At 58.7% G+C, this 20,048-nt stretch carries 17 protein-coding genes; 3 read left to right on the top strand and 14 right to left on the bottom strand.

Going from position 1 to position 20,048, the window contains the following annotated elements; all coding sequences use genetic code 11:
* Positions 1–336 precede the first annotated feature (336 nt).
* Positions 337–1,275 (top strand): site-specific integrase, encoded by a 939-nt coding sequence (locus EAH74_RS12795; protein ID WP_140678873.1) that lies wholly within the window; start codon positions 337–339, stop codon positions 1,273–1,275.
* 10 nt (positions 1,276–1,285) lie between these two features.
* On the opposite strand, the gene EAH74_RS12790 is transcribed toward EAH74_RS12795, so the two are convergent.
* The 5 genes from EAH74_RS12790 to EAH74_RS12770 all read right to left on the bottom strand — a co-directional run bounded on the left by EAH74_RS12790 (position 1,286) and on the right by EAH74_RS12770 (position 7,801).
* Positions 1,286–2,356, bottom strand: coding sequence for an ABC transporter ATP-binding protein (locus EAH74_RS12790; RefSeq protein ID WP_140678871.1), 1,071 nt, complete (start codon positions 2,354–2,356; stop codon positions 1,286–1,288).
* Complete coding sequence (locus tag EAH74_RS12785; RefSeq protein WP_140679429.1) at positions 2,353–3,951, bottom strand: ABC transporter permease; 1,599 nt, start codon at positions 3,949–3,951, stop codon at positions 2,353–2,355. The genes EAH74_RS12790 and EAH74_RS12785 overlap by 4 nt, the downstream gene beginning before the upstream one ends.
* A 3-nt stretch (positions 3,952–3,954) precedes the next feature.
* Positions 3,955–4,968, bottom strand: coding sequence for an iron ABC transporter substrate-binding protein (locus EAH74_RS12780; RefSeq protein WP_140678869.1), 1,014 nt, complete (start codon positions 4,966–4,968; stop codon positions 3,955–3,957).
* A 239-nt stretch (positions 4,969–5,207) separates the two neighbouring features.
* Positions 5,208–6,929, bottom strand: a complete 1,722-nt coding sequence (gene arnT / locus EAH74_RS12775) for a lipid IV(A) 4-amino-4-deoxy-L-arabinosyltransferase (protein WP_140678867.1) — start codon at positions 6,927–6,929, stop codon at positions 5,208–5,210.
* Positions 6,930–7,132: 203 nt separating this feature from the next.
* A complete protein-coding gene (locus EAH74_RS12770; RefSeq protein WP_140678865.1) occupies positions 7,133–7,801 on the bottom strand; it encodes a histidine phosphatase family protein in 669 nt (222 codons plus the stop codon).
* Between the two features lie 291 nt (positions 7,802–8,092).
* Between EAH74_RS12770 and EAH74_RS12765 the strand changes: the two genes are divergently transcribed.
* Complete coding sequence (locus EAH74_RS12765) at positions 8,093–9,418, top strand: sensor histidine kinase (protein ID WP_140678863.1); 1,326 nt, start codon at positions 8,093–8,095, stop codon at positions 9,416–9,418.
* On the opposite strand, the gene EAH74_RS12760 is transcribed toward EAH74_RS12765, so the two are convergent.
* From EAH74_RS12760 to EAH74_RS12730, 7 genes are all read right to left on the bottom strand, one after another.
* On the bottom strand, positions 9,369–9,929 hold the full coding sequence (locus tag EAH74_RS12760) for a PqiC family protein (RefSeq protein WP_140678861.1): 561 nt from the start codon (positions 9,927–9,929) through the stop codon (positions 9,369–9,371). The genes EAH74_RS12765 and EAH74_RS12760 overlap by 50 nt on opposite strands.
* A 17-nt stretch (positions 9,930–9,946) precedes the next feature.
* Entirely contained in the window at positions 9,947–11,602 is a 1,656-nt protein-coding gene (locus EAH74_RS12755) for an intermembrane transport protein PqiB (protein WP_140678859.1), read from the bottom strand.
* Positions 11,583–12,239, bottom strand: a complete 657-nt coding sequence (locus tag EAH74_RS12750; RefSeq protein WP_140678857.1) for a paraquat-inducible protein A — start codon at positions 12,237–12,239, stop codon at positions 11,583–11,585. The genes EAH74_RS12755 and EAH74_RS12750 overlap by 20 nt, the downstream gene beginning before the upstream one ends.
* Positions 12,236–12,832, bottom strand: coding sequence for a paraquat-inducible protein A (locus EAH74_RS12745; protein WP_140678855.1), 597 nt, complete (start codon positions 12,830–12,832; stop codon positions 12,236–12,238). The genes EAH74_RS12750 and EAH74_RS12745 overlap by 4 nt, the downstream gene beginning before the upstream one ends.
* A 229-nt stretch (positions 12,833–13,061) precedes the next feature.
* Complete coding sequence (locus EAH74_RS12740; protein ID WP_140678853.1) at positions 13,062–14,363, bottom strand: NAD(P)/FAD-dependent oxidoreductase; 1,302 nt, start codon at positions 14,361–14,363, stop codon at positions 13,062–13,064.
* On the bottom strand, positions 14,360–15,448 hold the full coding sequence (locus tag EAH74_RS12735; RefSeq protein WP_140678851.1) for a polyamine ABC transporter substrate-binding protein: 1,089 nt from the start codon (positions 15,446–15,448) through the stop codon (positions 14,360–14,362). Before EAH74_RS12735 ends, EAH74_RS12740 begins: the two co-directional genes overlap by 4 nt.
* 165 nt (positions 15,449–15,613) lie before the next feature.
* The gene (locus EAH74_RS12730; RefSeq protein ID WP_074876680.1) at positions 15,614–16,972 is read right to left on the bottom strand and encodes a glutamine synthetase family protein; all 1,359 of its coding nucleotides are present in this window, start codon (positions 16,970–16,972) and stop codon (positions 15,614–15,616) included.
* Between the two features lie 161 nt (positions 16,973–17,133).
* Between EAH74_RS12730 and EAH74_RS12725 the strand changes: the two genes are divergently transcribed.
* Positions 17,134–18,057 carry a helix-turn-helix domain-containing protein gene (locus EAH74_RS12725; protein WP_140678849.1) on the top strand — a complete coding sequence of 308 codons (924 nt, stop codon included), beginning with the start codon at positions 17,134–17,136 and terminating at the stop codon, positions 18,055–18,057.
* A gap of 12 nt (positions 18,058–18,069) precedes the next feature.
* On the opposite strand, the gene EAH74_RS12720 is transcribed toward EAH74_RS12725, so the two are convergent.
* Together EAH74_RS12720 and EAH74_RS12715 are read right to left on the bottom strand one after the other, a co-directional pair.
* The gene (locus EAH74_RS12720; protein WP_134421518.1) at positions 18,070–18,990 is read right to left on the bottom strand and encodes a MurR/RpiR family transcriptional regulator; all 921 of its coding nucleotides are present in this window, start codon (positions 18,988–18,990) and stop codon (positions 18,070–18,072) included.
* A 284-nt stretch (positions 18,991–19,274) separates the two neighbouring features.
* Positions 19,275–20,039, bottom strand: a complete 765-nt coding sequence (locus tag EAH74_RS12715) for an ABC transporter ATP-binding protein (RefSeq protein WP_140678847.1) — start codon at positions 20,037–20,039, stop codon at positions 19,275–19,277.
* Positions 20,040–20,048: the final 9 nt, after the last annotated feature.

Raw genomic sequence — 20,048 nt, 5'->3', positions numbered from 1 at the left:
CAGTGCAAGCGTAGACGCTAAAAACGAAAGCTGCATCAATTAGTTACTGAAAATTCCTGATCATTCACATCGGTTGACATCTTCTGCCATGGTCGGCAGCTTGATCCCTCGCAAAGAGACAGGGCGGATCCAATGAGGTTATTCCCGATTTTGTGAAAGGAACATGAAAACCCGGTCGGCGAATCGTTTATCTGAACGTCATACAGCCACTGTTCAGACTTCTGCCGTTCATCGAGTTTTCTAGTAAGAAGTCCTACAGAAGTGTCCCGCTTTAACATGAAGGATGTTTCAATCCTTAGTTGTTTAATGAACTGTTTCCACTTAAGGCCGTTTCGTTTGATTGACTTACCCGCTACCGACTCAATTTCCTCAAAGACTAATCCGCTGACCCTGTACCTGGCACGCCTGGCGCCCTCCAGCCAACTGACCATGCGTTACGTGTTGCAGGACGCCGCTGACCGGTTGGGCTTCGAAGACATGAACGTCGAGGAGATTCCCTGGCACAACCTGCAACCGGAAGATGTCATTGCGCTGGTGGCAACCTTGCGCACCGACGGCTACGCGCCAAACACCTCTTCGCTGTACGTCAACGCGGTGCGCGGGGTGATGAACGAGGCGTGGCGCATGAGCCTGATCAGTCAGGAACACTTGCTGAAAATGCGTTCGGTGAAGGGGATTGCCGGTACGCGATTGTCCCAGGGGCGTAACCTCAGGCGCACGCTGATCCAGGAGTTGATGGCAGTCTGCGCCGCCGATCCACGGCCACAAGGGTTGAGGGATGCGGCGATCATCGGGATTTTGTATGGCTCGGGCATGCGCAAATCGGAATCGGTGAACCTGGACCTGAACCAGGTCGATTTTGCCGAGCGCAGCCTTCGTGTGACCGCCAAGGGCAACAAGCAATTGATCAAGTACGCACCGGCCTGGGCGTTCGCCAAGCTCAATGACTGGCTGGAACTGCGGCGCTCGCTACTGAAGGAGGGCGAAACGGACGATCCGTTCCTGTTCAACCGCATCCGTCGCGGCAGTCACATCACCCGCGAGCGCATCACCAAACATGCGATCTATTACATCGCCCGACAGCGGGGGGCGCAGGTCGGGGTGAAAATCATGCCGCATGATTTTCGACGTTCGTTCATTACCCGAGTGATTGAGGAGTACGACTTGTCGATCGCCCAGAAACTCGCCCATCACAGCAACATCCAGACCACGGCCAACTACGATGTGCGCGATGACAACGAGCGGCGTCGGGCCGTGGACCGGTTCGATCTTTGATGGACGGGGTTCAGGATTCGCTCAGTACGTGGGCATGGCCGATTGTCGAGACGTGAACCTCACTGCCGGCGGGTGGCGCATACAGGCCCGAACTGCGCACCATTAATGATCGACCAGGCTGTTGCCCGGAAGCCAAAGTCTCCAGTTCCACCGTCAACGTGCAGGTATTGCCGCTGAAATCCCGCTCGGTCACGACGGCGCGACACCCGGCAGTCTTGGTCGGGCTGGGCTGGATGCTGACGAGTTGCAGTTGCTCGGGGCGCAGCATGATCTGCGCCGATTTGTTGTTCCGGTGGTTGTTCACCGGTATACGGCCGAGATCGCAATGGGCCCAGCCGGCTTCGATTCTGGCGGGCAAGACCACGGCATCCCCCAGAAACAGCGCGGTTTGTTCATCCTCGGGGTAGCGGTAAAGGTCCAGCGGATGGCCCGATTGCACCAGCCGGCCGTCGCGCATCACCGCCAGCTGATCGGCAAACGACAACGCTTCACTCTGGTCATGGGTGACCAGAATGGTGGTCACGCCGGCGTCTGTCAGCAGCCGCGCGACCATTTTGCGCATGGCGCTTCGAAGTCCGGTGTCGAGGGCCGAAAACGGCTCGTCCAGCAGCATCAAGCGCGGCTGTTGCGCCAACGCCCGTGCCAGTGCCACGCGTTGTTGCTGGCCGCCGGACAGTTCATGGGGCCAACGGTTGGCCATGTTTGCATCCAGCGCCACGCTGTCCATCAACTCTGCGACTCGCTCCTGTTTTGCACTGCCCTTGATCGAAAGCCCGAAACCGATGTTCGCGGCCACGGTCATGTGCGGGAACAAGGCGCCGTCCTGGGGAACATAGCCAATCAAGCGCTGATGCGCCGGGACTTCGTGGGTGTCGTCGACGAGCGTTTGGCCATTGAGTGAAAGACGGCCCGAGTCCGGGAACTCGAAGCCGGCGATCATTCGCAACAGCGTGGTTTTTCCTGAGCCGGAGGGGCCGACGATGACCGTTCGGCTGCCCGTTGGCACCGACAGGTTGATGTTCTGCAGCGCTTGATGGGCGCCGTAGGCCTTGGAAATGGAATGGAGTTCAAGAGCGTTCATCGGCCAGCCGTTCGTTTGGATTGGTGATAAAGGAGTCCGGTCAACGGAAGCGACAGCAAAATCATCAGCAGGGCATAGGGTGCGGCGGCGGCGTAATCAATCTCGCTGGTCATGGCCCAGAACCCGGTGGCCAGGGTCCGCGTGCCGTTGGGGGCGAGCAGCAGGGTGGCGGTCAACTCATTGGTGATCGCCAGAAACACCAGCGCGGCGCCCGCGGCAGCGCCGGGTGCGGCCAGGCGCAGGGTGATCAGCCACAATGCCCGGGCAGGCGAGCGGCCGAGGCTGCGGGCCATGTTTTCCAGCTCTACCGGCGCCTGTGCAATACCGGCGCGCAAACTCACCAGGGCGCGGGGTAAAAACATCAGCAGATACGCCAGCAACACCGTGATGGTTGTCTGGTAAATCGGCCGGGCGAAATGGATGGTGACGGTCACCAACGCCAGGGCAACGACGATCCCGGGCAACGAACTGGTGATGTAGTTGCAGCTTTCCAGTACTCGTTGCAACCGGCCTGGAGAGCGAATCGACAGCCAGGCAATCGGGATGGCGGCGCAGGTGGTGATGGCTGCACCCGCCACACCGAGCAACAGCGTTTGTTCCAGCGCCGGCAGAAGCTCGTCCATCTGCCACACCTGCGTACCACCGGCCACCAGCCAGTTAACTAATGTCACCAGCGGCACGCCCAGCGCCAGCGCGCAGGTCACGATCTGTACGGTAAGGGCGAGGAGGGTGGTTGCGGGTTTCAGGCGTACCACCCGCTGCTCGCGAGCGCTTCCCGACCCGACCCGGGCGTAACGCGCCGTGCCGCGAGCGGCCGATTCTGTGGTCAGCATCGCCAGGCAACACAGGGCGAGCACGCTGGCCAGCATGTTGGCGGCGGGGCCGTTAAAGGTGGACTTGAACTGATCGAAGATGGCCGTGGTGAAGGTGTCAAAGCGGATCATCGCGTACAGGCCATATTCAGCCAGCAGGTGCAAGCCCACCAGCAATGCGCCGCCGCAGATGGCCAGGCGCAATTGCGGCAGCACCACACGAAAAAATATCGCCCAGGGTTTGAGGCCGAGCGATTCGGCGACGTCTTCGATAGCCGGATCGAGCCGGCGCAGGGTCGCAGCAATCGGCAGGTACAGGAACGGGAAGTAGGCGATGACCGAGACCAGAACCCCGGCAAACAGCCCGTGTATCGGTGGAACCAGACTGACCCACGCATAGCTGTGAACGAAGGCCGGCACCGCCAGCGGCGCGGTGGCCAGCAACGACCACCAGCGTCGACCCGGCAGGTTGGTGCGTTCTGTCAGCCAGGCCAGAGTCAGGCCTAACGTGACGCACAGCGGAATCGTGATGACCACCAGTAAAACGGTGTTGATCAATAGTTCAGCGACCCGCGGCCGGAATACCAGTGGAACCAGGGTCGCCCAGCCTGTCTGAAACGAAACGCCAACGACGAAGCCAATCGGCAGCAGCGACAGCAACGACACCAGCACCGACAAACCGATCACCCACGCGCCACCGCGCCCCGCGAAGATACCGCGGGATCGTCGTCGCAAGTTTGCGGGTATCGCCTCAGCGACACCCGCCGGCAAGGTTTCAGGTATCAATTAGAGCAGTCCAGCCTGGGTCATCAACTCCACGGCTTTTTTACTGTCGAGTTTTGAGGCATCGACTGTCGGCGCGTCGAGTTGCTGCAAAGGCACCAGTTTCGGGTTGGATTCAGCATTTTTGCCCACGGCGTATTCGAACGATTTGCCGGTTTTCAGGATTTCCTGGCCATCTTTTCCGGTAATCCATTTGAGGAACGCCTGGGCTTGTTCCTTATGTTTACTGGACGCCAGAACGCCGCCACCGGAGACACTGACAAACGCGCCAGGATCTTTGTGCTTGAAGTAGTGCAGGGCGGTGTTGTTGCTGTTTTCGCCAGTCTTGGCCTGGTCGCCGAAGCTGTAATAGTGATAGATCACGCCGCTGTCGATCTGCCCGGCGTTGACCGCCTTGAGCACAGCGCTGTTGCCGCGATAGGCCGTGTAGTTGGTTTTCATCCCTTTGAGCCATTCCAGGGTGGCGGCTTCGCCCTTGAGTGCCAGCACGGCAGCGACGATGGCCTGGAAGTCGGCACCGGCCGGCGAAGCGCCCCAGCGACCTTTCCAGCTTGGGCCGGCGAGGTCCATCAGCGACTTGGGCAATTGGGCTTCGGGCAGTTTGCTCGGGTTATAGACAAACACCGTGGAGCGCGCGGCGATCCCCACCCATTTGCCATGGGCCGGGCGGTAAGGCGCGCCGATCTGTTCCAGAGTGGCCGGCGCAACCGGTGCAAACAGCCCTGCGTTGTCAACCAGCACCATGGCCGGAGAGTTTTCGGTCAGGAATACGTCGGCCGGGGAGGCGGCGCCTTCCTGCACGATCTGATTGCTCATCTCGGTGTCGTCGCCATTGCGCACGGTGACTTTGATCCCGGTTTCCTTGGTAAAGCCCTCGATCCAGGATTTGGTCAGGCTTTCGTGCTGGGCGTTGTAGACCACGATGCCATCGGCATCTGCGGCATACACGTGGCCGGTGGTCAGCAGAGCGGTGACCAATAACGCCTTCTTCAGGAACGAAGGGACAGGGGAATTCATGCGGTGGCAGCTCCGTTTTTTTTAAATCGTGCACGCAGATTCGACAGCGTCGACGAGGTGGGTCGTCGATGAGTGTAGATCAATAGGAATCATTTGCATGTTTAAGACGCGGCGAATGTAGAGCTTGAAATGAGAAAAAAACGTCAAATTAATCGTTAATTCCTGTCATTTGGCTTGTGGGCTCGGGCAGCGAGACGCTCGATTGCCGGGCGGTGTCTGCGCTGCCTTCCAGCGGCTTGTCAGGGTTGGCGCTGCGGGAATATCAGAATTTGCAGGTTGCCGCGCTCATAACGCTTGCCGTCGATAGGCAGCAACTCGACTTCTTGCACTTCCTGAACACTGTTGACCCGCATCACCACGCCAACCGAGCCTTTTTTGCGAGCCTCGGTCATCCATTGACCGACACTGTCCTTGGTCACTTTCCTTGATTCCATCGCGGGATCGTCGAGGCCGTACTTCAGCTCGCCAACGGTATTGTAAAGCCCGATCTGCGGTCGCTTCAGGCGCCAGGACAAGGCCGATGCCGCACCCAAATCGTTGCTGAGCAGCGAGGTCGTCTGGCTCAAGGCATCCAGATGCTCGGCAATGAACTGATCGGGCATCTTGCTATCGACAATCTGGCCGGGCATCGCCGCCGGCAGCAATGCGACCAGCAGCCAGATGCCCAGGGCCGGCATGGCCCAGAACATCAATGGACGCAAGACTTGCAACGCGTTAGCGATGATCCAGCCAAGCAGCACGAAAAACACCAGCGACAGGCTGAAATATTCAGTGTTTTCGTAGATCTCTTTGGTGGCCTGCAGATAAAGCAGGACGATCAGGACTGTGGTCGCCATGACGACATTGATCACGCCGTTGATACGAATCGCCCGGCCGCGCGCCTGGTTCAGCAACTCGGTCAAAGCATGGCCCATCAGCAACGCCAGGGGTAACAGGCACGGCATGATATAGGTTGGCAGCTTGCCGCTGCTCAGGCTGAAGAACCCCAGTGGCAATAGCAGCCAGAGCAACAGAAAGCAGATCGCCGGCTGGCGTTTGTGCTGCCAGGCCTGAACGAATGTCGTTGGCAGCAAGGCTGCCCAGGGCAGACTCGATACGACCAGCAGCGGCACGTAGAACCACCAAGGACGAGCGTGCTGCGCATCATCGGCAGCGAAACGGCGAATGTGTTCGTTCCAGAAGAAAAACCGCCAAAAGTCCGGTTCCTGATGGTGGATCGCAAGTACCCATGGCAGGCAGACCGCCGCGGCCACGACGACCGCCAGCGGCCCATAACGTAACAACTCACCCAAGCGTCGTTGCCAGAGCATCCAGGGCAGGGCGATCAACATGGGCAACAACCAGGCAAGAAAACCCTTGGTCATGAAGCCCATCCCGCAAGCAACGCCCAACAGCGCCCAAGTGCCGAGTCGAGCGCGTGAACCCTGGCTATCGATGGCAAACCACAGCGCAACCAGACTCAGGTTGACCCACAACGTGAATTGCGGATCGAGGTTGGCGTATCCGGCCTGACCGGCGATCAACCCGAAGCTCATATACAACAGTGCGCAGGCGAAGCTTTTGCGCGGGTCGTTCCAGAGGCGACGGGCAATCAGGTACGTGAGCCAGATACTCAGCCCGGTGCTCAGTGCCGAGGCGATACGCACCCCAAACAGGTTGTCGCCAAATACAGCCTGACCGATGGCGATCATCCAGTAACCGGCAATCGGCTTCTCGAAATAACGAATCCCCATGAAATGCGGAGCGACCCAGTTACCACTCAACAGCATTTCCTGACTGATCTGACCATAACGGGTTTCGTCAGGCGTCCATAAGCCATGGGTCACGAGCGGCAGGAGATAAAAGACCAGGAAGACCAGCAGCAAACCCGGAACCATCCATTGCTCGGCAATTGACCGGACCGAGGCGTCTGCTCGGGACAAATGGCCAGCAGAACGGGGAAGCAGGTTATCGGGCGTCATGGCTAGTCCTTGGCAAAGTTTGTAAATGAACGGGCGCGCGCAGCACGACACAGCAAGAAGGCAACTTCTTGAATGTCACGACTCCACCGCGACCTGAACTTTTAAGTTGGAAGTTGGCGCAACTATTTTTTTGATGCTTTTAAGTTAAAGCGATTCGTTCGCAAACACTGCGTTCGGACGCATCGGCAGGATTATTGGCCCAGCTACTTTTCGTTCAACAGGGAATGCCAGTCATCGGCTTTGACGATACCGAGCACTTTAAGTTGTCCATCAGCACTAATGCGCACGAACAACGAGCTGCCATATTCACTTTTCGGCGCGTGTCGGAAACCGGTCTGCGCTTCAAATTCGTGAATACAACCGCTGTGAGTGACCAACACCAAATTGCGATGGGCCACCTTGTGCGCCACCACATCGTTACGCATAGTCTTGCCGCAGATCGACAGCCACTCCTGAGTCATCGCGTCTTTGCCGAGCATATAGTGTGAGGTTTGCACTGTACGGGTAACCGGACTGCTCAGGACGTCGGTCTGTGACAGGCCCAGGCGCTGGAAACCCTGGCCCACCGCCGCGGCCTCAACGCTGCCGGCTTGGGTAATACCGTCAGCCGGGCCCAGGCATGGGTTCGAGGATCGGTCGCATCGCTCGGCATGGCGTACCAGAGCGACGATCTCACCGGCTTGCCAGCGCTGGAGCAGGTCCGCTTTAGTTTCGGTTCCGGCAGTGACCAGGTTGGGCGGAGATCTTGACCACAAGGCAAAACCGGTGCCCCCGGCAATGATGACCAACACCACGATCAACCCCGTGAGCCCGAACAGCCGCGATAGCCACGTTGGTTTTTGTGGAAACTTGCGCGATAGTAAATTAAGCACGTATGTTTTACCCCTGAATGCGCGACAAACATCAACTTTCAATGCGCTTCTTCCAATAAGACTTTGAAGTTCTCCGGCTATTTGGGTAGTCACGGCGCAATTAGCGACAAACTAAAAGGTGTCAGGTGCCTGAGGGGTGAAAGAAATGTGAAAGTTTTGCGAGAGGGATGGTCAGTTAACTATTAGAACGTTATTGAAAACGCTTCTCTAATGCACCTTGCCTGTGGGCTGACGTTGGTTTTAGCCCCGGTTCTGTGGCAATTGACCCCGACAATGGAGCCCGGCAACAGAATGGATTTAAAGCAAAGCCTGACGAAACGGATTGTCATCGTATTCGCCCTGATGAGCGCGCTGGTCGCGGGCATTTTTGCGTTTGGCATTGTTGCGACTGTCCACGTGGTAGAGCGAAGGCTCACGGCCACGACACTGGGAGGCGGACTGCACCGTCTGCTGTTGATGGACAACCCCGATAAATGGCCCCATCAACCCGAGAAAGATGAACTGTTTTTCGCCCAGGGAGCCAAGCCCCCCATGGCCCTGAACTCGATGCTGGAAGCGCTGCCCCCGGGGTTTCAGGAGATTCTCTACAACGGTGCGAAGTACTACGCCATGGTGAACCTGGTGGGAGATCGCAAATACGTTTTGTTGCGCGATCAACGAAGCCTCGAACGACGGGAGCATGTGCTGTTCTCGGTGGTGGTTGTCGGGTTTTTTTTGAGTGTCTTGCTGGCGATTTTGATGGGCCGGTTGCTGGCCCGGCGCGTCCTCGCTCCTGTGATTCGTCTGGCGCGTCAGGTGCGGCATCGCGATCAACTGCTGGAGCTCGCTCCACCGTTACATCCCGATTATGCAACGGACGAAGTGGGCGAACTGGCGCTCTCCTTCGATCAGACTCTGGGCCGTTTGCGCGCAGCACTGGGACGGGAAAAGCTCTTTACCAGCGATGTGAGTCACGAACTGCGCACGCCATTGATGGTGCTGGCCAGCTCCTGTGAACTGCTATTCGGCAATCCCTCGCTGGACCACCGTTCCATGGCGCAGGTCCAGCGAATCGCCCGTGCCAGTCATGAAATGCGCCAATTGGTCGAGACGTTTTTGATGCTGGCGCGCGCGCGGGAGGATTCTGGTTCAGGTGCGAGTGCCACCCTGAAGGACATCGCCGACGCGCTGGTGGATGTCTGGAAGCCGCTGATCAGGGAAAAGAACATCGAGTTTATTTACTTGGTCGAACAGGTTTCAACGGATCGCTTTAACCTCACGTTCCTGCAATCGGTCATGGGCAATTTGTTGCGTAATGCGTGGCACTACACCGATCAGGGTTTCATTCGATTGACGCTACGTGAGCACGGTTTCAGTGTCGAAGACAGTGGCATAGGCATTCCGGAAGAAAAACGTCATGCGATGTTTCAACCGTTCGTGCGCGGTGATGAGCAACGTGGCGAAGGACTGGGCCTGGGGCTGTCGTTGATCCAACGTATTTGCACCCATCAGAACTGGAGCGTGGAGCTCACCAGCCGCCAGCCAAACGGATGTTGCTTCACGGTTGACTTGACTGAGAGGTCGTCTCTTACTGAGCCGCTGGACAACCTCTTGATGTACCGGAAGCGGCCTGATTGATCAACGCGGACAGGCGTTTGATGTTGTTCTGTTGGGCGATCACCAGGTCGTCGATGGAAGGCCCTGACGGTGTCTGCAACGTGCTGCGGCAAGTGATCAGCGCGTTATCGCTTTCGCCGAAATGGCGCAGACGCCATTTGACGTCGATCAGGGCGTATTGGCCAGGAATCGAATCAAAACGTTGCACGTCCAGCCGCACCGATACCTTGCGCTGGGGATTGCTGTTGACCAGTTGATCGACCAGGGCACTGCGCAATTCATCCGACAGACTCGCGCCCCACCACTCGGTTTCGAGGATCGCCAGGCCACTGTTGCCCTGGCGAATCACGATTTGCGGGCGGTCGACCTGGGGCGGGACGCTGAGGCTCTCGATCTGGATATCCGCAGCGCTGGTCCTTGAATTGCCGCTCGGTTGGGCCGGGGTCAGGGTGTGGAATTGAATCGGCTCACTGCGGCAAGCGGCGAGTAGCAACAATGCAGTGACCAAGCTGATCTTCAGCGGATAAACCATGAGTGATGCTCCTGTGGTCATTTGCGCGGCGGCCCCTGCAGGTCCATCGGCGCAGCATTGTCGGGACGACCGCGAATCAGCGATTCTGGATGCCGTCCCAGGTAATCCGAGAGTTCACGCAAGGAGCGCGACATGCGCCCGAGCTCGTCGAGGGTCTGACCTAATTGTTCGCGTTGCGGCGAGTCTTCGGCCAAGGTCGAACTGGCCGATTGCAGCGTCTTGCTGACATCCGCCAGGGTGGTCTGCACGCCGGGCAGGGTCTTGGCGTTGAATTGCGCCAGACCTTTACGCAGTTCAACGAGGTTGCTGTCCAGGTTGCCGGCAATGCGCTCGATTGGCAGTTGGTTGATCTTGTTGACCATGCCCTCCAGTTTTTCCTGCAATTGTTCGAGGCTGCCAGGAATGGTTGGGATAGAGACTGGACGAGCGGTTGGATCGAACACGACTTTGTCCGCTTTGGGGTAGAAGTCGAGCGCAATGTAGAGCTGACCGGTCAATAGATTGCCGCTCCGGGCCTGGGCCCGCAGACCATTTTCGATGAAGCTGCCGATCAGCCGGACGCCAGCGGCTTCGTCGTTGGGGTCATGCTTCAAGACCTCGAGCATTTTGATGTGTGCCTGGCCGAGGCGTTGCGGGTAGATCACGATGCCGACATTGACCGGGAAAGTGCGCTTTTTCGCGTCGAAATCCAGATTGACCGACACGACTCTGCCGAACTCTATGCCAAGGAATTCCACCGGCGCGCCGACCTTGAGCCCGCGCAAGGCCTGATCGAAACGCAAACTCAAGAATTGCCCCTTGCCGCTGGGCGGGGCGAGTGCGGTTAGCTGGTCTTCGAACAGGTCGAAGGCTTTGTCCTCGGCGGCCGGTTGATCGTTGGGGCTGTATTCTGGAGCGCGGAAGGCGATGCCGCCCACCAGGATTGATGACAGCGACTCGGTTTTCACCGAAAAGCCATTGGCGCCAACGTTCACGTCGATCCCGCTGGCGTTCCAGAACCGGGTATTTTCAGTGACGTAGGCATCGTTGGGCGAGTGGACGAACACTTCGATGTTGACCCCTTTACCGTCGGCGTCCAATGCATAGGCCACCACTTGACCTACTGGAATCTTGCGGTAATAAACCGGAGAGCCGATGTCCAGGGAACCGAGGTCTTCGGTGTGCAGGGTGAAGCGCTTACCCGGTTCGCCATAGGTGATCGGCGGCGGGTTTTCCAGGCCGGTAAAGTTTTTTGCGCGAGCATTGGCCTGGCCAATGTCGGCGCCAATGTAGTCCCCGGACAGCAGGGTATCGATACCCGACACCCCGCCGGCACCAATGCGCGGGCGCACGACCCAGAACTCCGAGTCTTCGCGAGTAAAACTTTCCGCCTGTTTGGCCAGTTTGATGGTGGCGTTGACACTTTTCTGGTCGTTGCTCAATTCGACATCGGTGACTTGCCCGATCACCACGTTGCGGTATTTGACTTCGGTTTTGTTGGCGGTCAGACCACTACCGGTCTTGAAGGTAACGGTGATGGTCGGACCTTCCTGCATCATGGTGTGTACAACCAGGGAAATCCCCACCAGCACCGCGACGATCGGCACGATCCATACCAGCGAAACGCTGAAACGACGGGTTTTGACAGGGGCCTGCCCAGGGGCTTGCGGCCCGTCAGTGGCTTGCGACTTCATCCATGACCTCCTCGTTTGGGTTATCCCGCTCTTCTTTATCCCAGATCAGGCGTGGGTCGAAACTCATTGCCGACAGCATGGTGAAGACCACCACCAGGCCAAAGAACAGAATGCCCGGGCGCGGTTCGATATCGGCCAGGGCTTGAAACTTCACCAGTGAGGCCACCAGGGCGACCACGATCACATCGAGCATCGACCAGTAACCGATGAGCTCGACGAAACGGTACAGCGTTGACCGCTGCTTACTCGCCCATTGGCTGTCGCGCTGAACGGTCACCAGTAACAGCGTCAGGGCGACGAACTTGATGCCCGGCACCGCGATGCTGGCGATGAAGATAATCAGGGCAATGTCCCAGGCGCCGTGCTGCCAGAACTCCAGTACACCGCTCATGATCGTGCTATCGGCGCCGTTGCCGACCATCTTGGTGTTCATCACTGGCAGCAGATTAGCCGGGACGTAAAACGCCAGGGCAGTGAACATGTAGGCCCAGGTCCGGGCCAGTGAGTTGGTTTTGCGCCGATGCAACGTCGCGCCGCACCGTGTGCATTCGTGAGGTTCATCGGTCATGTCGCAGGCCAGGCCGCAGCTATGACACAGGCACAGGTTGAGTTCACTCGCCACCGGGGGCCTGTTCATAAGATGTCCCATAGATCACGGATGTCGCGCCCTGCGATGCGGATCATCATCAGACTGAGAATGGCCAGGGCAAACAGGCCGATGCCGGGCAGCACATCCAGCAAGCCGGCGAGTTTGATGACCGCGACCATCGCCCCCAGCAGACAGACCTCCAGCATGCTCCAGGGCCTGAGGGTTTCCAGCCAGCGCATGCAAAACTTGAAGCCGGGCGAGCGCTGGTGGGCGAGGGCGAAGCTCAGGACCCAGATAAGCAGCGACAACTGGAAAATCGGCGCGATGATCATCGAGATCGCCGCCACCATGGCGATAAAAGTGATCGGCCCCAGACTCAGGGCCAGCACCGAGTCCCAGAGTGTTGCGCTGTTTTTAAGGCCTTTGAGGCTGATGCTCATGACGGGATAGAAGTTGGCGAAAATCCATAGCATCAACGCGGTGAAGGTCAACGCCAGACGTTGTTCCACCGTCAAGCCGTTATAGCGCTGAAGCACGCCGCCGCAGCGCGTACACAGGGTTTTTTGATGTTTGGCGAGCGTGACTTTTTCATACACGCAGTCGCAGTGCTCGCAGATGATCAGTGGGTCAGTAGTAGCCATAGGCTGCACTCGCCAGGACGCAGGAAAGTCAGAGCACTCCCTCAATATAGAAGCGCCTAGCGATTGAGCAAATCTAAAGGCCAAATGCCTGATAGACAGCGTCATCGTTCTTCGCGAGCAGGCTCGCTCCCACATTTGATCTTCTGTAGCCACATTATTTGTGAACGGCGAAGATCCCCTGTGGGAGCGAGCCTGCTCGCGAAAGCGGTGGGTCAAACACTGTTGTTCTTCACCCCAGCAGTTCGCGCAGGCGATACCAAAACATGCCGAGGGCCAGCAATGGAGAACGCAGCATCGGCCCACCGGGAAAGGTCATGTGCGGCACGGCGCTGAACACGTCAAAGCCTCGACTGTGTCCGACGTGGATCGCTTCGCCCAACAGCTTTGCGCACCAGTGGGTCACGTTCAGGCCATGACCGGAGTAACCCTGGGCGTAAAACACGTTCGGATGCTGGCTCAAGCGCCCGACCTGAGGGAAGCGATTGGCGCTGATGCCAATCTTGCCGCCCCATTGATAGTCGATGCGCACGTTGGCCAGTTGCGGGAAGACCTTGAGCATGTGCGGGCGCATGTAGGCTTCGATGTCCGCCGGATCTCGCCCGGAATAATGGCAGGCGCCGCCGAACAGCAAGCGTCGGTCCGCCGAGAGCCGGTAGTAATCCAGGCCGACTTTCTGGTCGCAGAGCGCCAGGTTATGCGGGATCAATTGCGCTGCAACGTCGGGCGCCAACGGCTCGGTGGCAATGATGTAGCTGCCCGCCGGAAGCACCTTGCCGCTCAGTTTCGGTTCGAGTTCTTCCAGGTGAGCGTTGCACGCCAGCACCAGGCTGCCGGCGCGCACCGTGCCGCCGGCACAGCGAACCTGCACGGTGCTGCCATGGATCAACTCCAGCACCGGACTCTGCTCGAAGATCTGCACCCCTAAGGATTGCGCCAATAGCGCTTCGCCAAGGACCAGATTGAGCGGGTGCAAGTGACCCGAGCCCATATCGACGAGACCACCGGCATACATGCCGGAGTTCACCACCTGCTGACGGATCTGCTCCGGCCCGACGAGTCGGGTTTCGTGGGCGTAACCCGATTCGGCAAGGCCTTGCTGCTCAACCTTGAACGCCGCGAACTGCGCTTTAGTATTGGCCAGTTCACAGAACCCCCAGCGCAGGTCGCAATCAATCCCGTGTTCACGAATGCGGTTGCCCACGAGCTCGACCGACTCGACACCGGCACGCTCAAGGTAGCGCACGCCTTCTTCACCGACATGACGGGCAAAACCGCTGACGTCATGGCCGATACCGCGGATCAACTGCCCGCCGTTGCGCCCGCTGGCACCCCAGCCAATTCGCCGACCCTCCAGCAGAATCACCGAGAGCCCGCGCTGCGCCAGTTCGATCGCCGTGTTAACGCCGGTAAAGCCGCCGCCGATCACACAGACATCGGCCTCAAGATCCGCGGCCAGTGTGGGGTAGGGCGCCATTCCATTGGCTGACGCCGCGTAATAGGAGCGAGCATGTTCGTTGCTGTATCGGTTCATTGATTGGACTTCACTTTGCTCCAGGAACGTGTCATCAAACGCATGATCGGCTGGGGCGGGGTGGTCGAAATGTAGAGCTTGTCGAGGACTGCCTGAGGCGGATAAACCTCAGGGTTGTTGACCAGCTCTGGGTCCATGTCTTGCTTGGACGCCGGGTTCGGGTTGGCGTAGCCGACTGACGCGCTGACCTTGGCAATCACTTGCGGATCGAGCAGGTAATTGATGAAAGCATGCGCCTCTTTCTGGTTGCTGGCGTCTGCGGGAACCGCCAACAGGTCGAACCACAAGTTACTGCCTTCCTTGGGAATCGCGTAGGCGATGTTCACGCCGTTCTTGGCTTCCTTGGCCCGGTTCGCGGCCTGGAACACGTCACCCGAGTAACCGAACGCCACGCAGATGTCACCGTTGGCCAGGTCCGAAACGTACTTGGAGGAGTGGAAATAGGTGATGTAAGGGCGGATGGTCAACAGCTTGGCTTCAGCTTTTTTGAAGTCTTCAGGGTTTTCGCTGCGCGGGTCCATGCCCATGTAATTGAGAACGGCCGGGAACACTTCATCGGCCGAATCCATCATCGACACGCCGCACTGGCTGAGTTTCTTCAGGTTTTCCGGTTCGAAAAACACGGCCCAGGAATCGATACGGTCAATGCCGAGCACTTGCTTGACCTTGTCGACGTTGTAGCCGATGCCGTTAGTGCCCCACAGGTACGGGACCGAGTGTTCGTTGCCCGGATCGTTTTTCTCCAGCAGCGCCAGCAGTTTCGGGTCGAGGTTCTTGAAGTTGGGCAGCTGCGAACGATCGAGCTTCAGGAACGCGCCGGCTTTCACCTGGCGAGCGAGGAAGTGGTTGGACGGCACCACCACGTCATACCCGGTACGGCCGGCGAGCAATTTGCCCTCCAGGGTTTCGTTGGAATCGAACACGTCGTAGATGACCTTGATCCCGGTTTTCGCCTGGAAGTCGACGAGGGTGGTCTCGCCGATGTAATCGGTCCAGTTGTAGACGCTGACCGTTGGCTGAGCCTGCGCAACGGCGCTGAACAACACAGCCGCCGCGACCGGGACCACGGATTTCAATAGACGCATATCGACACCTCTTCGAATTTTTGGATTTATCAGGCGTTTTTTTGGTGTTCTGACGGCCGCCTTCGTCGGAACGCCGCCCGGAGCCGGCTCGCTCCCACAGGGGAATGCATTTCAAATGTGGGAGCGAGCCTGCTCGCGATGAGGCCCTCACGAGCAGCGCAGATCTCAGACGCTAAGCAGCAGGAACTCACGTTCCCAGGAGCTGATCACCCGTTTGAAGTTCTCGTGTTCCGCTCGCTTGACCGCCACATAACCGCGAACGAATTTGCTGCCCAGATAACGCGAAACGGTGTCGCATTCTTCCATCTGCGTCAGAGCGTCTTCGATGGTGATCGGCAAGCGCAGGTTGCGACGCTCATAAGCACGACCTTGCACCGCAGCGCTCGGTTCGATGCGTTCGACCATGCCCAGATACCCGCACAACAGGCTTGCTGCGATTGCCAGATAAGGGTTGGCATCGGCTCCCGGCAAACGGTTTTCCACGCGCATTGCATCCGGCGTGGAGGTCGGCACACGCAGACCCACGGTGCGGTTTTCTTCGCCCCATTCGACGTTCACCGGCGCCGAAGTATCCGGCAGGAAGCGGCGGAACGAATTGACGTTCGGCGCGAACATCGGCAGCACTTTGGGGATGTACTTTTGCAGGCCGCCGATGTGGTGCAGGAACAGCTCGCTCATCTGCCCGTCGGCATCGGCAAAGATCGGCTGGCCGGTGGCGATGTCCACCACGCTCTGGTGGATATGCATGGCGCTGCCGGGTTCATCGCCAATCGGTTTGGCCATGAAGGTCGCGGTGACGTTGTGCTTGAGCGCCGCCTCGCGCAGGGTTCGCTTGAACACGGTGATCTGGTCGGCCAGATCCAGCGCGTCGCCATGCCGGAAGTTGATTTCCATCTGCGCCGGGCCGTCTTCGTGGATCAAGGTATCGAGGTCCAGGCCTTGAAGTTCACACCAGTCGTACACGTCTTCAAACAGCGGATCGAATTCGTTGGCAGCGTCGATGGAAAACGACTGGCGACCACTCTCCGCACGGCCCGAACGGCCCAGCGGTGCCTTGAGCGGCAAGTCAGGGTCTTCGCAGCGCTGGGTCAGGTAGAACTCCATTTCCGGCGCGACAATCGGCCGCCAGCCTTTGTCGGTGTACAGCTGCAGGACTTTTTTCAGCACGTTGCGCGGCGACAGCTCGATCGGGTTGCCGAACTTGTCGAAGGTGTCGTGAATCACGATAGCGGTGGGCTCGATGGCCCATGGGATCACGTACACCGCATCGGAGACAGGCTTGCACACCATGTCGATGTCGGCCGGGTCGAGCAGGTCGTAGTAGATGTCGTCGTCGACAAAGTCCCCGGTTACCGTTTGCAAAAGCACACTTTCCGGCAGGCGCATGCCTCGCTCATGCAGGAACTTGTTGGTGGGTGCAATTTTGCCGCGTGCGATGCCGGTCAAGTCGCTGACCACACACTCGACTTCGGTAATCTTGTGATCTTTCAGCCACGTGAGCAGCTGATCGAAAGGGACATTCATAAAGACCTCGTTATTGGTTTTATTAACGCCGGGGAGGCTGGTTTCATCCACCACACACTTCCCCTGTGGCGCGTTGACGACTATCTTGGGCGAGCCTTGACGTTCCATCTATCCACTTTCAGCAGCACCAAAACGCACCAAAAGAGTGCGCAAGGTCACCCATGACAACCTGCAACCCCCTGCAAGTCCAAGCGTTCAACACCGCCGATGTAGCCGAGCAAATCCGCGCCACACCGGGGTGGGTGCAGCATTACCAGCAAATGTCGCCGGGGCATTTCGCCGGGCGCGTGCGCTACCTGGACCTGCAAGGCGTGGAGATTTACGAGGAACAGATGAACACGCGGGTCGAGCAGAATTTCAGCGCGCCCGAAGGTGCGCTGGCGTTCTGTTTCGATCGAAGTGACAACGCGCTGTACGTGTTGAATGGCGAAAGCCGCAATATCTGGATCACCCCGGAGAACTACCAGGAAATCGCCGTGGTGTTCGGCCCGGCGTTCGTGCAGCGTCACGGTTTGAACGTGGCCAGGCTCGAAGGCCTGTTCATGGCGCCGCTGAACTCGGGACAGAACGCATTGTTCAGTCGCTGGCTCAGCGGGACGTTGACCCGACTGACGCAGACCCTCGATCCGCCGAGCAAGGAGGCGTTGACCCAGCAGTTGCTCGAAGACTGCCTGTACATCCTCGACAACGCGTGTGTTTGCCTTGATCGCGGAGGGTTACAGCGCCGCGCCGAAGAACGTGCAGTGATGAAACGCATCGGTGAATGGGCGGCTGATACCCCGGAAGAGACCCTGAATCTGCTGGAGCTTTCGCAAATTGCCGGGGTTTCACTGCGGCAGTTGCAGCATGCGTTCAAGGCTTATACCGGGATGACCCCAACCCATTGGCTGCGCTTGCGCCGACTCAACAGTGCGCGCCGAGAATTGCTCAGCCGCACAGTGATGGACACCACGGTTGCCGAAGTGGCGATGCACTGGTCCTTCTGGCATTTAGGGCGATTTTCCAGCAGTTATCGCGCGTTGTTCGACGAACTTCCCAGTCAGACGCTTGCCCGCAAACCCTGTGGCGTACCACGTCGCGGGTAAGCCCGGGACACGTCAGCGCGGTTTTGTGGCTTTCGCCGATTTGCTGTTACCAGGCATGTGCAGGTAAGCCATCACGCTTTCGGTCAGTTCGGTCGCCAGCTTGACGGCTTCCTTGTTGCGCGCCATGACGCCCGCCACCAAGCCTTCGATCAAGGCGAGCACCGCGATGTTGGAACTGGTCAATACCGGATGGTCGGCGGGAGCAAACAACACATGTTCGGCAATGCTGGTGAGCGGCGAGGCGGGTGAATCGGTGATTGCCAGCACCGAGGCACCCCGCTCATTGGCGAAACGGGCGAGTTGCAGGGTGTCGAGGGAATAGCGCGGCAGGGAGATTGCCAGCAACACATCCTGATCGGTAATCGCCGCCAGACGGTAAGCGGCGTTTTCGTTGCCGCCCTCCATGCTGATGGCAGTGGCGTCGGCGCAGAAAGGCATCAGGGTCGAGGCGGCGAGGCCGGCGAAGTAGACGCTGTTGCCAAAGCCCAGGATGTAGATTTTTCGCGCGGTGGTCAGGCGCGTGACGAACGCTTCGAAGGTGTCTGCATGGTTGTTGGTCGCTGCCGTGGCGAGGTTGCTGCTGGCGCTCTGGATTTGCTCATGCAGGCCAAACGCGCCGCCAGGACGATGTGCCAGTTCGTTGCGCAGTTTGTCGACCGGCGACACCATCTGCTGCAACGTGGCGACGAGTTCGGCTTTCATGCCGGTGTAGCCACCCAGGTTCAGGGCCTTGGCCAAGCGGTTGACTGCGGCTGGCGAGGTGGATGTTTCGTGAGCCATTTCCTCGATGGTCAGCGTTGCGGCCCTCAGCGGGTGACGCAGGATAAAGTCCGCCACCTTGCGCAGTGACGGCTGCAAATCGCCAACGATCTCCGCCAGTTTGCGCATGACCGGTGCGGCATAGACCGTGGTGTTTTTCGATGGGGTCGGCATATCCGGCTCAACATTTCCTGAGGGGTGGAGAAGGGGTGGCACAAGGTTGGCTGGAGTGTATCCGAAGCCAACCGTTGGTGTGCAACGCTTGCCAAGGGCCGGTGATCGGGCAACGCAGTCTGTAGCAGCTGGCGAAGCCTGCGTTCGGCTGCGCAGCAGTCGTGAAATCAGGCAATGCGGTTCTTCAGGACTACCTCGCGGTCAGGTTTTACGACTGCTGCGCAGCCGAACGCAGCTTTCGGCAGCTGCTACACGGACTGCGTTACGGCTGGCCGGGCGGATTATTACTTCAAGCTGCCGGCAAGAAACTGCTGTAGGCGTTCGGACTGCGGGTTGACCAGCACTTCGCGCGGGTCGCCACGTTCTTCGACCTGCCCCTTGTGCAGGAACACCAGTTGATTGGAAACCTCACGGGCAAAACCCATTTCGTGGGTCACGACCACCATGGTGCGACCTTCGAGGGCGAGGTCCTGCATGACTTTGAGCACTTCGCCGACCAACTCGGGGTCGAGTGCCGAGGTCGGCTCATCGAACAACATCACTTCCGGCTCCATGGCCAGCGCCCGGGCAATCGCCACACGCTGCTGCTCGCCACCCGACATATGGGCCGGCCAGGCGTCCATGCGGTGCGCCACGCCGACTTTGTTCAGGTAGTGCTCGGCCTTTTCCCGGGCTTCTTTTTTGCTTAGGCCAAGCACATGCACCGGGGCTTCCATGACGTTTTCAAGCGCGCTCATGTGCGACCACAGGTTGAAGTGCTGAAACACCATCGACAGCCGCGAACGCATGCGTTGTAGCTGCTTGGGTTCGGCTGCCTTGAGCCCGCCGAGTGTGTTGGTCACCAGTTTGAGTGGTTCGCCATTGAGCACGATGTTGCCGGCGTTGGGCTGTTCCAGCAGGTTGATGCAGCGCAAGAAGGTGCTTTTGCCCGAGCCGCTGGAGCCGATGAGGCTGATGACATCACCGGCCTTCGCCTCCAGGGACACACCCTTGAGCACGTGGTGGCTGCCGTAGCTTTTGTGTAGATCCTGAACTTCAAGTTTGTACATGGTTTTTAT

The organism is Pseudomonas mandelii (assembly GCF_006438925.1).
Lineage (GTDB): Bacteria > Pseudomonadota > Gammaproteobacteria > Pseudomonadales > Pseudomonadaceae > Aquipseudomonas > Aquipseudomonas mandelii_C.
The sequence above is the reverse complement of the archived record's forward strand: the minus strand, read 5'-3'. Positions and strand labels throughout refer to the sequence as shown.

Bases quoted from the DNA above. Each gene is read 5' to 3' on its own strand.
- EAH74_RS12790 (WP_140678871.1), bottom strand. From the start codon at position 2,356: ATGAACGCTCTTGAACTCCATTCCATTTCCAAGGCCTACGGCGCCCAT.
- EAH74_RS12740 (WP_140678853.1), bottom strand. From the start codon at position 14,363: ATGAACCGATACAGCAACGAACATGCTCGCTCCTATTACGCGGCGTCA.
- EAH74_RS12720 (WP_134421518.1), bottom strand. From the start codon at position 18,990: ATGCCGACCCCATCGAAAAACACCACGGTCTATGCCGCACCGGTCATG.
- EAH74_RS12735 (WP_140678851.1), bottom strand. From the start codon at position 15,448: ATGCGTCTATTGAAATCCGTGGTCCCGGTCGCGGCGGCTGTGTTGTTC.
- EAH74_RS12725 (WP_140678849.1), top strand. From the start codon at position 17,134: ATGACAACCTGCAACCCCCTGCAAGTCCAAGCGTTCAACACCGCCGAT.
- EAH74_RS12780 (WP_140678869.1), bottom strand. From the start codon at position 4,968: ATGAATTCCCCTGTCCCTTCGTTCCTGAAGAAGGCGTTATTGGTCACC.
- arnT (WP_140678867.1), bottom strand. From the start codon at position 6,929: ATGACGCCCGATAACCTGCTTCCCCGTTCTGCTGGCCATTTGTCCCGA.
- EAH74_RS12730 (WP_074876680.1), bottom strand. From the start codon at position 16,972: ATGAATGTCCCTTTCGATCAGCTGCTCACGTGGCTGAAAGATCACAAG.
- EAH74_RS12715 (WP_140678847.1), bottom strand. From the start codon at position 20,039: ATGTACAAACTTGAAGTTCAGGATCTACACAAAAGCTACGGCAGCCAC.
- EAH74_RS12750 (WP_140678857.1), bottom strand. From the start codon at position 12,239: ATGAACAGGCCCCCGGTGGCGAGTGAACTCAACCTGTGCCTGTGTCAT.
- EAH74_RS12755 (WP_140678859.1), bottom strand. From the start codon at position 11,602: ATGAAGTCGCAAGCCACTGACGGGCCGCAAGCCCCTGGGCAGGCCCCT.
- EAH74_RS12760 (WP_140678861.1), bottom strand. From the start codon at position 9,929: ATGGTTTATCCGCTGAAGATCAGCTTGGTCACTGCATTGTTGCTACTC.
- EAH74_RS12765 (WP_140678863.1), top strand. From the start codon at position 8,093: ATGGATTTAAAGCAAAGCCTGACGAAACGGATTGTCATCGTATTCGCC.
- EAH74_RS12745 (WP_140678855.1), bottom strand. From the start codon at position 12,832: ATGGCTACTACTGACCCACTGATCATCTGCGAGCACTGCGACTGCGTG.